This window comes from Clostridium sp. CTA-7, from assembly GCF_054768095.1.
In genome coordinates, this window is the sequence record NZ_BAAAAV010000003.1 from 68,025 (window position 1) to 84,297 (window position 16,273).

The 16,273-nt window shown below is 28.2% G+C and carries 13 protein-coding genes and 1 pseudogene; 4 read left to right on the forward strand and 10 right to left on the reverse strand.

Annotation, left to right across the window (positions count from 1 at the left end; genetic code table 11):
- Positions 1-9: 9 nt before the first annotated feature.
- The 9 genes from ACYUEX_RS06455 to ACYUEX_RS06495 are packed head-to-tail and all read right to left on the reverse strand — an operon-like array spanning position 10 to position 13,205.
- Positions 10-1,170 carry a hypothetical protein gene (locus ACYUEX_RS06455; RefSeq protein WP_460287140.1) on the reverse strand — a complete coding sequence of 387 codons (1,161 nt, stop codon included), beginning with the start codon at positions 1,168-1,170 and terminating at the stop codon, positions 10-12.
- Positions 1,157-1,951: a hypothetical protein gene (locus ACYUEX_RS06460; RefSeq protein WP_460287141.1), complete on the reverse strand. Its 795-nt coding sequence runs from the start codon at positions 1,949-1,951 to the stop codon at positions 1,157-1,159. The genes ACYUEX_RS06455 and ACYUEX_RS06460 overlap by 14 nt, the downstream gene beginning before the upstream one ends.
- 1 nt (position 1,952) lies before the next feature.
- Positions 1,953-6,011 (reverse strand): hypothetical protein, encoded by a 4,059-nt coding sequence (locus tag ACYUEX_RS06465; RefSeq protein ID WP_460287142.1) that lies wholly within the window; start codon positions 6,009-6,011, stop codon positions 1,953-1,955.
- Positions 6,012-6,024: 13 nt separating this feature from the next.
- Positions 6,025-7,077, reverse strand: a complete 1,053-nt coding sequence (locus tag ACYUEX_RS06470; RefSeq protein ID WP_460287143.1) for a hypothetical protein — start codon at positions 7,075-7,077, stop codon at positions 6,025-6,027.
- Complete coding sequence (locus ACYUEX_RS06475; RefSeq protein WP_460287144.1) at positions 7,074-8,129, reverse strand: hypothetical protein; 1,056 nt, start codon at positions 8,127-8,129, stop codon at positions 7,074-7,076. Before ACYUEX_RS06475 ends, ACYUEX_RS06470 begins: the two co-directional genes overlap by 4 nt.
- 16 nt (positions 8,130-8,145) lie before the next feature.
- A complete protein-coding gene (locus ACYUEX_RS06480; RefSeq protein WP_460287145.1) occupies positions 8,146-9,606 on the reverse strand; it encodes a restriction endonuclease subunit S in 1,461 nt (486 codons plus the stop codon).
- On the reverse strand, positions 9,607-11,499 hold the full coding sequence (locus tag ACYUEX_RS06485) for an HsdM family class I SAM-dependent methyltransferase (RefSeq protein ID WP_460287146.1): 1,893 nt from the start codon (positions 11,497-11,499) through the stop codon (positions 9,607-9,609).
- Positions 11,500-11,511: 12 nt separating this feature from the next.
- Positions 11,512-11,868, reverse strand: a complete 357-nt coding sequence (locus tag ACYUEX_RS06490; protein WP_460287147.1) for a hypothetical protein — start codon at positions 11,866-11,868, stop codon at positions 11,512-11,514.
- Positions 11,868-13,205, reverse strand: a complete 1,338-nt coding sequence (locus ACYUEX_RS06495) for a restriction endonuclease subunit S domain-containing protein (protein WP_460287148.1) — start codon at positions 13,203-13,205, stop codon at positions 11,868-11,870. Before ACYUEX_RS06495 ends, ACYUEX_RS06490 begins: the two co-directional genes overlap by 1 nt.
- A gap of 528 nt (positions 13,206-13,733) precedes the next feature.
- On the opposite strand from ACYUEX_RS06495, the gene ACYUEX_RS06500 reads away from it, so the two are divergent.
- The 4 genes and pseudogenes from ACYUEX_RS06500 to ACYUEX_RS06515 all read left to right on the forward strand — a co-directional run bounded on the left by ACYUEX_RS06500 (position 13,734) and on the right by ACYUEX_RS06515 (position 15,105).
- Entirely contained in the window at positions 13,734-13,943 is a 210-nt protein-coding gene (locus tag ACYUEX_RS06500; RefSeq protein WP_460287149.1) for a helix-turn-helix transcriptional regulator, read from the forward strand.
- A gap of 76 nt (positions 13,944-14,019) precedes the next feature.
- Positions 14,020-14,436: pseudogene (locus ACYUEX_RS06505) on the forward strand (tyrosine-type recombinase/integrase); the annotation flags it as partial.
- Positions 14,437-14,448: 12 nt separating this feature from the next.
- On the forward strand, positions 14,449-14,793 hold the full coding sequence (locus ACYUEX_RS06510; protein ID WP_460287151.1) for a site-specific integrase: 345 nt from the start codon (positions 14,449-14,451) through the stop codon (positions 14,791-14,793).
- A complete protein-coding gene (locus ACYUEX_RS06515) occupies positions 14,794-15,105 on the forward strand; it encodes a tyrosine-type recombinase/integrase (protein WP_460287152.1) in 312 nt (103 codons plus the stop codon).
- 9 nt (positions 15,106-15,114) lie between these two features.
- Here the strand turns inward: ACYUEX_RS06515 and ACYUEX_RS06520 are convergent, their stop codons facing one another.
- Positions 15,115-16,029 carry a hypothetical protein gene (locus tag ACYUEX_RS06520; protein ID WP_460287153.1) on the reverse strand — a complete coding sequence of 305 codons (915 nt, stop codon included), beginning with the start codon at positions 16,027-16,029 and terminating at the stop codon, positions 15,115-15,117.
- Positions 16,030-16,273: the final 244 nt, after the last annotated feature.

Sequence of the window (16,273 nt, forward strand, 5' to 3'; positions counted from 1 at the left end):
CTCCCTCCTTTATACCTCAAATACATCTAAATTCTCTTTCCATATACTTTCTAACTCTTCATTTTTTAATGATTCTCTCGCTTGTGCCTTATAATATTCAAGTATTCTATTCTTACCATTATCTGTTGCTTCTATTGGTCTTAGTGCATACTTCGCATACCATAGTGGCATAGGTAATGCTTTTTGTTGATCAAATGTAATCAGTGATATTATCTGTGATGCTAATTCATCTAACATTTCAGTATCCCATTGAGTAACATTACCAAGTACCTCTACCAATAGTGGTGGGGTTGTATTCCCTGCTTTTACATGCATCCCCATCAATCCAACATTCCTTAACTCTTCTGGCTCGTATCTACTATCTTCATTAATACCATCTTGTTGATAAGCAGCAGTTCTAGTTCGTTTTACAAGTATACCTGTCATTAGCCTTTTAATTCCTACGTCTCTTAGTTTGGGCATTAAATCTGCCACTTTTAATAGTATAGCAGTATCAATTTTATCAGGAATATACTTAACTTTTTCATCACTTAATGCAAATATTACCGCCCCAAATTTCTTATTACCAATTGAAGCAATTTTAATTCCATCCTTTTTAAATGGATAAATTTCATCTTTGTACCTACCCCAGAAATCAGATATTATTTTTCTACATTTATTATATATATTAACTATATCTGTCCTGTCATCTAAAGGTGCATCTGCTCTTTCTAATAATAAAGGAACTTCTAAAATTACAAGTTCAGGTTTATCATCTTCTGACATTAATTCAGAAAGAAGTTTATACGCGTTTATAATATTAATAAACTTCAACTTCTTTTGACTATCAAGATCATCTATTTCATCAACTTCAACTTTACTTTCCTGTCTTGTCTTATAAATAGTACCATCTTTTATTAAGATATCCTGCCTTACAGCACCAGCAACATAAAGTATTCCCCCAAATGCATTTGATGTTCTACTTGAACATGCTATACCTGTTGCATTTATGGTAACTGGATTTATAATATCAATATTTCTGATAACTCCTCCATCTTTTAAAGTAGGAGCAATCCTATCAATAAATCTCATTTTTGCCGAAAGTTTAGATACTGTTGCTGGAAGACCTAATTGAATATTAGCAACTATACTTTGTGATATTGTAGTATTTCCACTATTAACACCATCCATTCTCTTTCTCACTCCTCTCTTTAACAACATCAATAAAGGATTTTAATTTCCCATTTTTAACCAATACAATTCCCTTTTCAGTTAACTTTCCTGAATTAATGTATTTAAAATCAATTAATTCCTTATACTTTTGATTCACTATCTTTAAATCATATTTCTTCCCAAAGTATTTCTCTAAATTATCAGATATATTTGTATTTATTTGTGATGCACACAAAATTATTAAAAGAACATGTAATTCATCAGTTTCAAACTCTTCTATAATTTCTTTTGATTCTTCTAATATTGCGTTTTTTGGCAATATATTTACAAAGATTTCTTTAAATTTATCTTGAAACTCTATAAGTTTGTAGTCTAATAACGGTAATGTTATTACCGTCATTAGACCACTACTTAAATTATTTCTATAATTTATACCATATATTTTTCCATTTTGAGCCAAAGTCTTATCTTTAACTGTTGATTCGATTTTATAACCTACAGGAATATCCTTGTATACTCCTTGATCTTTTTTTATTTTGATATCAAAAGAGGTATTAAAGTATTTTTTCAGATTTTCCTCATTCCATGAAGGTAACAATACTAATTGATTTCCCTTATTCTCTATCCAAGTATTTAAAATGTTAATAGATTCTTTAGGCATTTTACTTAATATAACTCCGGGTATAATAAGACTTCCTATCTTCAATTCATTTATTTTTACCACATCATAGTTACAATAATTATTTAAAACTTTATACTCTATTCTGTTTCTATATTCCTCTAATACCTGAATAGCCATTCTACACCTCAATTTTCTGCCTTATTATTTTAATATCTAACAATTCCTTCATCTCTTCTAAGTGGTTATCCCAATCTATATCTCCATCTTTAGTAATAACTTCTTTGTAAAAACTGAATGTAGTCTTCTTAATCTTAGATGAAGTTTTAAAGAATTTCTCTCCTTCATTTTCTAGTACATTCATTTTCCTTTTCATAGAAGTTTTAGTTTCACTATATAAATTCTCTTTTGGATATTCATCCATTCTAATTTCGATAGATGCTGGAGATAAACCTTGATGATTTCTAATTTTATCTATAGTTTTTATTAAATCTTCATCTCTCAACTCGTTCTTCTTAACTTTTGCTAAATTCATTACATTGTTTTTATATCCATCAATCATCCCTACGTTCTGATACATATCTTCAATTTTATCCTTTAAGAACTTCATATACTCTTCGGGCTTAGATAACATATCATTTCCTGCATCATCAACATCTTGTTCCAATCCACCGTTAATAAAGAAATCTAGTTGAGTAATTATTGTATCTAGATTCTTAACATCAGTATTATTTTTTAAATTTGCTGGAGCATCCGAAAAATATTTAATCCATCTTTCTGACTCTGCTTTTTTCTTATATCCATCAACAACAAACTTAAAACCTTTATAAATATTCTTATATTCACCTATTATTCCCTTATCATTTGACCATTTTAATTCACTATTTTCTATAGGTTCTAAACCACAATACTCTAATATTTCCTCTATCCTCATAGCAGCACCACTGAAATCACCGTCTTGCAACTTGTATGCAAGTGTATTAATATGAGTTACCATAGTGCCTGTACCTGACATTGTCATTTTCTTATAATCAGTTGAGTTCTGTAATTCATTACAATACTTTTCAAGAATATTTGTAATTGGTGATATTGGAAGCATAATATCTTCATAAACACATGTCTTTTTAACTTCTTCAATTTTTTCAGCAATAGATTTTTCTGCTGGTACTTTTAGGTTGTTTATATAATCAATAAATAGATGTATATGCCTTATTCTAAACCATAAAGGTTTTTCTTTATCATCAATTTTAATATCTTTAATGATATTAGGGTTATAACTATTTATATTATTCCATCCATCTTTATCATATACTTCTCTACATAAGGCATCAAATTTTACTATTTTACCAATAACATCCTTGAAATTGTTGTAAGTATTAATATCATTAACTTCTAACAATTCAATTTTTATTTCATCTCTAATTCCTTCTGCTTCTTGTAATTTCCCTTTGTAATAAGGTATTTGATTGTCTTCAAGAACTTTTAAATATGGCCCATTAATTACCTTTTTCATACTTTTTATCTCTTCTTTGCAGTCTTCATCAAGCCATTTTTTAACCATGTCATATTTCCCCTTAAGTTCATAAGATGATATTCTGCCAATAAATCCATCTTTTGTTCTAGTTAATAGATTAATGTCTATCATAAATGCTATCCATTGATCTACTATCTTTTTAGTCTTGATATCTTTAGAAACACTAAAGAAAAATTTATCCTCATATTCCTCCACTGATTTATTGCAATTAGAGTTAAATTTTAAAATTCTATTTACACAAGAAGGGATTGCAACCGTAAAATTGCCATGCTCATCTTTAACAAACAATCCAGTTTCTTTATAGCCTTGCCCTTCATTTAATTTACCTATCAGTATATTTTTAAGTGCCATTGTAAATTCAGTATAATCAGATTGAGAAAGTTTATAATCTTTTTGACTTCCAACTTCTTCACTATCAATATCATTGATCAACATTTGTTTAAAACCTACTGGTAAAATATTAATGGCTGAATCTGATTGCTTTTTATAGATTATTGGTCTTAAAACCCATCCTTCACTATCAACTCTATCAAACCACTCATTTGATGTAGTTTGTATATAATCTCTTATTTTTCTTACCTTTTCTCTAAATATTGGAGTAATAATATTTTTATTTTCTCTAATATCCAATATTTCTTTATCTAAGGAGATTACTTCTAATATATCCTTTTGAAGTCTTGTAATATTAATAAAAATTAAGCATTTACCAATTCCATCATATTTATCTTTAATAAACTTTTCAGTATATTCTTTACTAATTACTGAATCTGAAAGCACGATTATAGGATGTACACCATCTTTCATTAATTTATTATCCAATAGTACATCTTTTAATTTTTCTTCGTCTTTCCCCCAAATAATATCTACTATTTTATTGTTGTGTACATCTAAAAATGGACCATTTTCAACTTTAGTCCTTACGCAATCTATACCATTTATCGAATAAAAAATTTCCTCTGAATAACTTAGTTCTAAAGCCCTACATGATCCTGAAAGTATCCTTTTAACTTCATCTTTTCTATTTTTGCTTCTTTCTAATAACAACTTTTCTATTTCCTTATTCTTTTCTGAATCTGGAACATATCCGAAGTTATCTTTATCAACTCTATATCTTCTATTTATCTTACTTAAGAAAGCAAAATCAGGTCCTATATAATCAGCATCAGTTACTTCGTCAATTTGTAATTTTTCAATAATATAAGAATATAAATACTTTGCTGCTTCTTCAACTTCCTCTTTAGGATAAAGCATTCTTATCTGATCTAAAAATGTTTCTTCTTCCTTTCCAACTATATATTCATTTTCTCCAACACCTATTGAGAATGTCTTAAGACTTCTTAGTAAAACTTCTAAATCAAAATTTCCACCAATATTATTAATAAAAATATCCCCAATATCTTTCTTATATCCTTGTGAGTTTAAATATGAACCAATTTTATCTTTCTTTAATTTTACACAGTAGAATTCTTTAAATAACTTTCCACCTTCTATATCCTTTGCATCCAACATAGCCTTAATCGCTTCACTTGAATAATAATCTTTTTTATCTGGAATTTGCTTTAAAAGAGCATGTTTTATAGTTTCCTTAAACTTATCATTACAATCTATATAATCAAAGGATGATTTATCTATAAGACTCTCCTTGAACCTGTTGCTTGAATTTAATATATTTTCAAAAATATATCCTGTTTCCTTTTTTATAGTTTCATCTTCCATCTTTTGATCAACATTATACATAATAACATTGAACCATCCAAAATTACCTCCTGCAATTGTATATGCAGCCTCTATTGTTCCATTTGGATATTCAGGAATCATCCCTTTTTTACTTAGATATTCAGTAAAATCTGAAATATCAGCAAAAGAATTTTGAAGCATTTCATACATTTCAGTTCTTCTATCTAATGCTCCTATCCCCTGAATACTACCACCAATAACAGTGGAACATAGAAGTAAAAATGCTACTTCTGGATATTTCTTTCTAGGATCTTCATGCTTTATAGCATTAGTAATTACTTGAATTGCCTCTCCATCAATCTTACTTTGAAGTTCCTTATCTTTTTCTATACCATACTTTGCAATTTCACCTGCTGTTTCAAGTTCATCACAAACAACTAGTATATGTTCTATATTAAACTTCTTTATATAGTCAATGGCTTTATGTGTTAATTTATCTAATTTACTACCGTCAATAACAATATCGTCTAGGTTTATGCTTTCTATTTCTAAAATTGCACCTAGTGTTTCTCTATCAAATCCCATTGGTAATAATGCATTTTGAATAGATTCAACTATTTTGCCTTGAATACTTCCATCTGGTTCTTTAGATAAGTAAGTTAATGCAATGTATGTACCATATGCAACCCAATTATCTCCTATTAAGTCTTCATGGCACATTTGTGAATATCTAATATATAATGGTAGCACTTTATCTTCAAAATTTGGTTTGAAAATTCTTACTTCTTGTTGCTCACCATCTTCACTTACTATCCAACCTTTATCCATACCTAAAGGTTCTGATATAACTTCAAATCCTATTCTTGATTTACCTATACCCCACTTAGATATTAATGGGAATATTGTTGCCATATTGGCTTTTTTCATCATTTTAGTGAATGACCTAAATGTATCGTAAAACTCTTTTTGTCCAACCATAGGTTGATTTAATGGAAAATCACTTATACCAAAAGGTGACCACATTGACATAATCTCTACCCCCTTATTTTAAAATTTCTAATTTAATTAATTGATAATCTTTCTTTCCAAGAAGACCTCTTCCATGTCTTGGTTGCCCTTGTTCATTATCTACTATTCTTAATACCCCATTATTTATAGCAGTCATAAAGTAATGATCTATCCATTGATCATATCTTTCATTATTACTTCTATCAATCTTATCCTTCAAAGATGACCCAACCTTCTCTATAGGGAAGAATCCTCTCGCATCTGAATTTCCCATTATTAGTTCTTTTAATTCCTCAATTTCATTAAGGGTATTATTCATAATTAAACTATTAAAGGTTTCTTCACTAATATCTTCTTTGATTCTATACTTATCTAAAATATATCTTCTTTCACTTTCTTCTTTAATCCACCCCAGGTAATTAAAAAGCAGCAGAGGTATTTTTAAATATGTACTAGATCCAAGAGATGGTTCTTTCTTGTTAACTCCTTGAATTTCTACTATTTCATCATTGCAAATATCTAGTTCCTCTCTCCAAAATGGACCAAACACAATATTAGGATAGAGTCCTATTAAATTATTAACAGTTGCATCTTCCATCTTATTACTAAATATATAGTAGACATTATCTCCATAAGAAATATAGGATGTTTTTAAATTTTGGAGATAACCTTTTTCACATACTAAACATCCTCCATTTAATAATGCCAATACTATACTTCTAACTCTTACTGAATATTTTAATAGTTGTTCTGCTAGTGCTTTCTCCCATTCTTCATTTTCGTTATATTTATTTAAAAGATCTATTGCACCCTCCGTTAATACATAGCCCTTATCTTTTTCATTAATAAAGTTGCTACCTACAATAATTATGCCAGTCCTTGATTTTTCAGCCCCAAAAAGTCCATAGACCTCATCAGAATTTACAACCCTACCTCCTTCATCAACTTTATAATGAAGGTAATTTTTTGCGATATCTTTTTTACTTTTACATTGTATTTCTCTAGGCAGTGAACTTAGTATTTCTGCCCATCTTTCCAGATTGGATGCTCTAACCCAAAATCTATCTGTACCTATTTTTATTATCATAGTGCCTTCCTCAAATCTTCAATATAATCTTTTAGATTATTCTTAAATTTTCTCGATCTATTTTTAATTATTATGTCCTTCGAATATATAAGATCGTTTAAATCTTGATTTATTACATATTCACCATCTTTGTAATCCATCTTACGTTCAGGCAATAATTCAAAAACCACTTTACTAACCTCTGGTACTTTATCAGGGAATATTAATAACTCATTTTTGATACAATAATCATATATAAATTTATCTAATGAACCTACTTTAACTTCATTTCCTTTAGAATTGCAGATGTACACTTCTAAATTTTGCTCATTATAAGGATTACTTACCTCTGAAGGTCTTATTGCAACTCCATCAAATCCCTCTACTTTATATTCTAAACCTATCATAGATAAAACAATTAAAAATGTTTTCCAAGGAAAAGATAAAATATCTTTAACTTCCTTTTCAACCTGAAAATCTGAATATTCATAAGGAATTAAGGTGAATTCTTGTTTTTCTTTGTTTTTCTTTAATGAAATAGATGATGTTATTCTTCTACCCTTTATCCAATTTTCATTAGGATTTTTACCAACAGGTACTACATCTAAATCATTAATGTCCTCTGCTAATTGCATTAACTTTAATTTACTCAACATTTCTCCATATTGAGGATATCCATTAAAAATAACCTGATATAATGACTTTATTTCTTCATTTTCTTGTATAGGTACATTTTCAATTTCTATTATTCTCTCCGAAAATTTGGGTATGCTATCAACAAACTCAAACAGTGCTTTCCCATCTCCACTTTCACCGATAGAACATGCTTCTCTATATACCTTTAAAAGTAATGTATTCAATAGTGATGGATAATAGCAAAGAAGAGATGATATAAACTCTTCCCTGCTAACCTTACCACTAAATGTAATCCATTTTTTTGTTATTACCAATTTATTGCCTATAAGTTTCAAGAACTTTTCCTCTATTAAATAGCTAAATATTTCATTATAGTTTATTTCACCATAGTCATATAAAATATTTAACCTTTTTACTATATGATTAACATTTTGCAAAAGGTTCACCTACCTTTTAATTAGCTTCTTTTATTTTGGACATATCAAAGTTACCTTCTATTAAATCTTCTATATCTTGTTTTGATTGCTTAATTAAACTCTTCTCTAGATCTTTTATCTCTTCAATCATTCTTATTTTATCGCCTATTTTCTTTTGTATATCTATTGGTAAAATTGGAATTTTTAATTCCCCAATATCTTCCAAATGAAAATCAGGTTGATTAGAACCTTTGCATAATCTAAATGATTGACTTCTCCCATAATTACTGTTTAAAAACATTTCTACATAATACGGGTCAATTTCTTTTTTCAATTTTAATAATGCAACACTAACAAATATACTAAAATTATTATCCTTGTTAGGAACTGCCTTTGCATACCCTATACGGCCTACCTTCGTAAACAGTATATCCCCAGCCTCTACATTAGACCGTTTAGAGATTTCTTGATGTTCTTCCATAGATATATACTTTACATTTTCAAAGTCAATTTCATCATCTAATATATTTTTTGATGATATAAAAGTTACCCCTGCTTCTATATAATTCGGTGTTTTGTGAGTACCATCCGTTATTTTCGTACATAATTCTTTTAAGGGCTTAAATCCATATTCATAATGTATTAATTTAGAATCCAGTTCTAGATCATCTCTTTTATAAAACGTAGCCTCAATCCTAGAATCATCTACTAATGTTTCAGAAACATATAGAATATTAGGTTTATTATTAATAAAAGTATATTCTTTTTTCTTATTAAATTGATTCGTTTTATTTCTACTTAACTCATCTATTAATAATATTTCCGCCTCATTTTTTAATTTCTTTACTTTTAACCTTAAATCTTCCGTTTTTCTAATCTTATCACCTATATATTTTTGAATTTCACAGTTCGGTATAGGTACCTCAATTTCTCTTACTTCTTGAACACCTAGATTAGACCACACATTTGATTTTGAACTTCCTTTTGTCTGCATTTTACCGTATTTACTGTTGAAAAACGTGCATAAGTAATACGGATCATAAAGTTTACTTAATCTTATTGCAACAATATTAGCAGACATATTGGCTTCCCCGAACTCACTTGGAACTACAACAGAATCTCCTATTGTTCCAGTAATAGTCAATAACACATCTTCATATTCTAATTGCGATTTTTTTAAACTTTCATGTACATCTCTAGAAATAAATTTTACATCTTGGAGTTTAAAATTAAACTGCTGAATATTGGAAATGTTTAAGAATTTTACACCTTCTGTTTGATAATTTCTTTTTGAAGTAAATCCAATATTAATTCCTTTTGCTATATCTTTTATTTTATTCATCTTAAAGCATGAACTTAGTGAACAATTATCTTTCCATTTTAGATACTCATCGCTAAATGAGTCCATACTTAACCTATCTTCTATAAATTCACTATTAACCCATTTAATACTTGGTTTACTATTAATTATTCTATAATGCTCCAATATTCTCACCACCTATTCTATCTCCTCTTGTATTCCTACCTTATACGCCTCTACAATTTTTAACAAATCATTATGATCATCACCTAATTGTATCTCCACATTTTGCTTTACTGTAAATCCAACCTCATCTGCTACTGCCATAAACACTGGGCCTTGTTTTTCTCCTGGATGCTCCTTTTTCTTTAAGTATAATAATGAAGTTTTAGCACCTGCTCCTGATAGTGAGAATGTTTCTGCTGGCAGGCTAATAACTGCTTTAAGTATTGCTTTTCCACCTTCAAATTCTCCTGTTACTGGATTCTTCTTTCCCATTATATATTCTCTTACATACTTATCCCCAGAATTAGATAGTATTCCATCTGGAATTACTATCATTAATAATCCACCTTTTTTTAATAATTGTAGATTTCTATCAATAAATAATACTGCTGGATCTATTGAGTTTACTTCCTTCCATTTACCCTTACTATCTGGCTTTGATCCTAATGACAATTTATCTGGATTCATTTTGTTTTGCTTATCTTCATCAATATCCTCTGAATATTTTGCTATTATTTCAATTCCTTCTGGGTTTTCTATTGTTGACTTACCTTTTTTTATTGTTTTACTAACTCCACCTTTAGCAAATGGTGGATTTGTTATTATTGCATCAAAAGTTTCTGGTTCAAGATTTTCTGTCATAAGAGAGTTTCTTGTTTGGAATATTGGACATTTTGCTGCTCCATTCATAGCCATATTTAATCTTGCTTTTAAAACCATTCCTGGTGAATTATCTGCACCTATAAAAGAATGTTCTTTCATTAAATCAAAAACTTCCTCATAATGTTTTGTATTACCACCTAATCTAGTAAGCATATGACTTTTTATTTCTTGCAACATTTTTATTAAGAATCCTGCTGAACCACAACATAAATCCCCTACTTTAAACTTTGGATATCCAGTCTTAGGATCAGTCTCTATTAACTTTCCTGCTCCATCCTTAGTTAAATCATATACAACCATATCTACTGCGGCTTCCGTTACCTGCCTTGGTGTAAGATAGATACCCATTCCACCTTTATTTTCAAACTTTCCTCTTAAAAGTACATCAAACACTCTACCTGCTACATCTCCTGTTAAATCTAGTAAAGTTCCTGGTCTTTCTCCAATTTCTGTTTTTAATGGGCCTAAATCTTGTAATGTTTTTAAGACAGTTATATAAATAGTTGGATTTTCAAGTTTCACATAATCATCCACACTAAATATTCCTGCCCTTGTTCCATCATCTAGTGTTGCAACGTAGTCTTCATGATTTTTTACTATTTTAAATGCTTCTCTTATTTCTCCAACTGCTTTATTCTTATCTTTTGCATTTTCTATATATTCATATCTATAGATATCATCAAATTTCTTTCCTTCTAATTCGCCACCTCTTAATATATAATCAGTGTGACTTAATCTAAATACTTCCATAAAAATCAACTTACAAAACTCATCTATAGCATCATTAGAATTATTCACATGATCTTTCATGTTATAAATCATTTCATGAATACCATCAAACTTTTCTTGCAATTCTTGATACTTATTAATTGACCATATATCTCTATCAGTTAATTCTCTTCTTCCAAAATGGAATTTCTCCTTACCTTCTACTACTAAAGGGATCTCTGATATTGCCTTTTCATCTTCAACTAAAATATAAGAATTACTCGTTCCATTAGTGATCCAAACATATGTTGACATTGGATCTGTAGCCATTGCTTCATAAGTAATGTTAGTTATTAAGTCTGGTTTTAATTGATCATCCTCAACTTTCTTAACGTATACACAAACATCCTTATGGCTTCCTACAAATGTACTTTCATCTATATCTTCTATTTTTTCATAACCTAACTTTATTATTTTCTCTTTCAATTCTTTCATTTTCTAGTCCTCCTAGTTGATTCTTTTTAATACTGCTGCATTTGGATTTATATAATTGCCACTTTCCACAGCAATTTTCCTTATTTCTTCTACACTTATTACAATATCCGAAGGAATATTATTAATTATTTGCTTGATAGGTATTATTGGTTTAGAACCAATTGTTTTTTCAATGATACCTAAAACTACTTCTTTCATATCACCGCTACTAACACTATAAAATTCTCCATCTTGAACTATATTCTTATCCATCTGTAAAAATAGTTGAACTTGAGCCTTATTCCACTTAAGTCCAACTTCATTTAATCTTTCATATAACTCTTTTATTGTTCTCGGTGTTCCTAAATGATCATATATTTTATTAACCACTAATCCACCTCCTTCTCTGAATCACTTTTAATATTTAATGTATAACTTTTCATATAACTAATTATTAAGTCTTCAACCTCTTTTTTAAATCGAGGTATTCTTATATTTGCAAATTCTTCTCTTTGAAGTAATTTATATAGAGTTCCTCGTGCTATCATACTTATTTGACTTATTATAATATTTTGCTTTAATAAAAATAGTAAATAGTATTTGTCTATCTTCTTAGGAATTAAATTAAATAAAACATCACTGGTTAACATTCCATCTAATTCTTTTGTAATTAATGCTGTTGCATGTGATTTAGTCCCAGTAGCACTACCAGCCTTTGCAGTTATAATTTCACCTTCTTCAACTATATATCTCATTCTATTGCTTAAATTACAATAAACTTCTTTATGCGTTTCTTTTACAATGGATAAGTTTGCATCAACATCTGATAATGTAAAGTATCTTACTTTATCATAATCATTTAATTTAGGCTTCAATGCCTTTTTTATCTCAATTAAATCTCCTAACCTTTGCCATTTTATGTCTTTAGTATCTGTATTTATCAATTTGTAAAGGTTAGAATATAAATTTGCATAGTAATTGAAATCTAATCTATCTACATTCAATTCTTTATTTATAAAAAAAAACTTTTTACTTTCACTTTCCCCTTTATAGTAAAGATATTTTGAAAATAAAACTTCTGCCTTTTTCAGACTTTCATATGCTTCTACATTTAAATCTACTGTTTCATTAGAATTATCAATGTATTTATAAAATTCTTTTGGTATCATCATATTTTCAATATTTTTAACTAATAACCTATTTCCTCTACTTCCCTTTTGCATATTGATAATATTTTGCCCTATGTTACTCCTAAGAAAATTAACAAGTAACTTTACATCTTCTTTATTTTTCATAGTAATCTTTATAATATCTGATGTAATTACAACTTGATCTAAATCATCTTCTACACATATTATCTGTCCAGACCTACCTGCCGCAGTAATTAGAATATCCCCTTTATTTACTGTATCTTTCTCATTAACAATATCTTTTTTCACACATTTTAAAGCATCAAATACTACTACGCCATTTTTAATATCACCAGGCCCTATTACTCGAAAACCATCTTGTGAATAATATTCTTTTCTTATTCTTATTCCATTAGTTATTTGCTCTGTTATATTCTTTAACTCTATGAATTTCTCATTTTTTAAAGTATCATAAACAAACTTTTTTATTTTCAAATATTCATAGGAGATTTTATGACCATCTAAATTATTTACACTTACAAACTCATAATACATAATCCCAAAACCTCCATCACATAAATTCCCTTTTAATATCATTTCCCTTAAATATAATTTTATTCTTTATTTCCTTTAATAGCAAGCAAATTATTACAATTATGAAAAACAGAAAATTTAATTTTTTCCATTTTTTAGATTTTATAGTGGATTTTTTCAAATCAATGCTATAGATAAACATTTCCAATATTTAACATATATCTGATAATAAAATATTGGATATTTCAATAAATATTTTTTAAATTTGTGACCGATTAAAAAAAACTGTGTTATTCATACTATCGCTATTTTCAGTGTGATAATTCTTAATACAACGTTGGCTAAATGCATTATTTATCAATAAATTATTGTAGTGAAAATTTTTTTATTCTTTATGGCTGATTTTTTAGTTTAAATGTTATAGATAAATATTACATTGAAAATCATGTTCATACCTATTACTTTCACAACATCAGAATTAATAAGATACATGTTTAGATAAAAATTATTGGTTATTGTATAACATACTTTTTAATAAAAAAATTTGAAACTTTATAACAAAAATTGTTAAAACATAGAAGGGTGATATATATGAAGGAAAGATTAGGAAACAACATGGAAATATCAAAGTTTTACAAAGTCACTGATATACAAGAAATTTTAGGGGTTAGTAGATCTACAGCCTATAATCTTGTTTCAGATAATAATTTTCCTAAGATAAAAATTGAAAAATTAATCAAAATACCTAAACATGAATTTAACTTATGGTTAGAAAACTCACTTGAGAAAGGATGTATTTAAAATGGAAAAGAAGACAAATAAGAAGGAACTATGAAAAGGGAACCCATATCAAAAAGTTCAAGGAGGTAGTTGGTATATCTTTTGGTATGTAGTTGATGGTCTAACTGGTAAAAGGAAGCAATGTAGAAAAGGTGTTTTTAGGACTAAAAGAGAAGCACGAACTTACTTAGATAAAATTAAGGGAGATGTTGCAACTGGAACTTTTAGAGATGCTGATAATCAAAAGTTTGAGCAATATGCTACAGAGTGGCTAATTAATAAGAAAAATTTATCCCCTACCACCATAGAGCATTATACCTTTTTATTAAAGAAACATATAACACCACTTTTAGGCTCTAAAAAATTAAAAGACCTAACTCCAAGGACAATAGAACAATTTTATAATTACAAGGAAAAAGAAGGTACTATATCTAATACAACTATAAAGCATTTACATAGGCTTATTGTAAATATACTTAATAGCGCTGTAAGGAAAGACTATATTCTTAGTAATCCAGCAGTAAAAGTGGATAATATACCTCAAAAAGATGAATTTCATCCTGAACTCATAGATTTAGATGATATTCATACTGTTATTAATTCTTCCCCTACGCTAACACATAAAGTTGCTTTTGCTTTAGGGTTTCAAATGGGCATGAGACGTGGGGAAATATTAGGTCTTACTTGGGATAGCATCAATTTTCAAGAGCAAGAACTAAGCATCAATCAGCAATTAGTATTAACTACTAAAGGACCTATATTTAAAGCACCAAAGACTTCTACATCTATTAGAATAAACCCAATTCCTGATTCAGTATTTCAACTACTCCTTGAATTGCAAGAATATCAAGAAGAATTAAAGGAAAAATGAATGGTAAATAAACATAATGTTGTTATATGCAAAGATGATGGATATATTTATAATCCCTCTTCTTTAACTAGTAGTTTAAAGAGAACTCTAAAAAAACTGAAATTGCCGATCATGAGATTCCACGATAGACGCCATTGTTGTGCTCAACAATTGTACTTGCTAGGTATTGATAAAAAAACTGTTTCAGATTTACTGGGACATTATACTCCTGTATTCACTAGAAATACTTATCAACACAGGAATAAAAATATGATTAGAAATGCTCACAATACATTAGATAGTAATCTTAATGGACAAGCCACTCAAGATTAATTGAGTGGCTTAGTTATTTAGTTCATTTAAATCATGTAAATATATTTCCTTACCTGCAATATCAATAAATTTCAACTTAGTTGTTAAATGCCAATAGCCTGGATGTCTACTACATTCTATTATATCAAATGTTCTATTTTCAATACTCTTTAAATCATTTGTTATTTGATATTTACCATATTCTTTGTTAATAGCCGTACAAGAGTTTACTATAATATCATACTTCTTTAATTCTTCTAAAAACTCTTTTTTATATACATTTTCATATAAACACTTCCATAATTCATTTCTTATCTTATCATTTAATCCCTTTTTATAAAAACTACCTAATGATGCCTGAAATTTTACAGGATTAATTATATAAATATCATACTTATTACAGACAAAGTAACATTTCTCAATGGCTTTTATTAAATTAATAAGATATTTTTCTATATTATTACCACTTGCTCCCATTGCAGGTCCTAGTGGCTTAAACTTATTATTTTCTATTACAAACTCTTCTCTATGAGGAGACTCCATCACTACTGCAATTTTAATAATATTCTTTCCTTCTCGTAGTTTAGTTGTCCTTAATATAGATAAGATTTCCTTTTCCTCATATGTAGAATATTTGATTTCTGATTTATTTAAACATTTACTATTTTCTTCATAAGTATCTGGGCCTTTATATGAAACTATATTTATTATAGGATTTACAATGTGATCTACTTCAAATATCTTTTTCGCTATTATATCATAATCCCTAAAATTATCTGGTAATAATAATTTAATTTTTTCATCATCCTCAATTAAATTTTTTCCTAAACTAAATTCAAAATTTTTTAATTGTTTCATTTTATTCGCTATCTCTCTAATCATTTGTTCGTCAACTTTAATTACGTTTGTTTCATATTCTCCAAAACCTATAATTATTTTCTTCATCGCTATTCACCCACTATTTAAATTAAACTTCCTCTATTTTTCAATTATACTATATATTTTAATTAAATTAATACACTTAATTATAATTGATGAGCCTTTGATGACTATTTATAAAAATAAGCACTTTTCTAAAACTAATCTTTCCACCTGAAGCCCTCGTATTTTCAGTATTCATCACAACTTAACATTCCCCCAAAAATATTAAGTTAACTTGTTTTCGAGATAAAATAATTTAATATTCCAC

Coding starts and splice junctions, on each gene's coding strand:
- ACYUEX_RS06455 (WP_460287140.1), bottom strand. CDS start 1,170: ATGGATGGTGTTAATAGTGGAAATACTACAATATCACAAAGTATAGTT.
- ACYUEX_RS06460 (WP_460287141.1), bottom strand. CDS start 1,951: ATGGCTATTCAGGTATTAGAGGAATATAGAAACAGAATAGAGTATAAA.
- ACYUEX_RS06465 (WP_460287142.1), bottom strand. CDS start 6,011: ATGTCAATGTGGTCACCTTTTGGTATAAGTGATTTTCCATTAAATCAA.
- ACYUEX_RS06470 (WP_460287143.1), bottom strand. CDS start 7,077: ATGATAATAAAAATAGGTACAGATAGATTTTGGGTTAGAGCATCCAAT.
- ACYUEX_RS06485 (WP_460287146.1), bottom strand. CDS start 11,499: ATGAAAGAATTGAAAGAGAAAATAATAAAGTTAGGTTATGAAAAAATA.
- ACYUEX_RS06495 (WP_460287148.1), bottom strand. CDS start 13,205: ATGATATTAAAAGGGAATTTATGTGATGGAGGTTTTGGGATTATGTAT.
- ACYUEX_RS06500 (WP_460287149.1), top strand. CDS start 13,734: ATGAAGGAAAGATTAGGAAACAACATGGAAATATCAAAGTTTTACAAA.
- ACYUEX_RS06515 (WP_460287152.1), top strand. CDS start 14,794: ATGGTAAATAAACATAATGTTGTTATATGCAAAGATGATGGATATATT.
- ACYUEX_RS06520 (WP_460287153.1), bottom strand. CDS start 16,029: ATGAAGAAAATAATTATAGGTTTTGGAGAATATGAAACAAACGTAATT.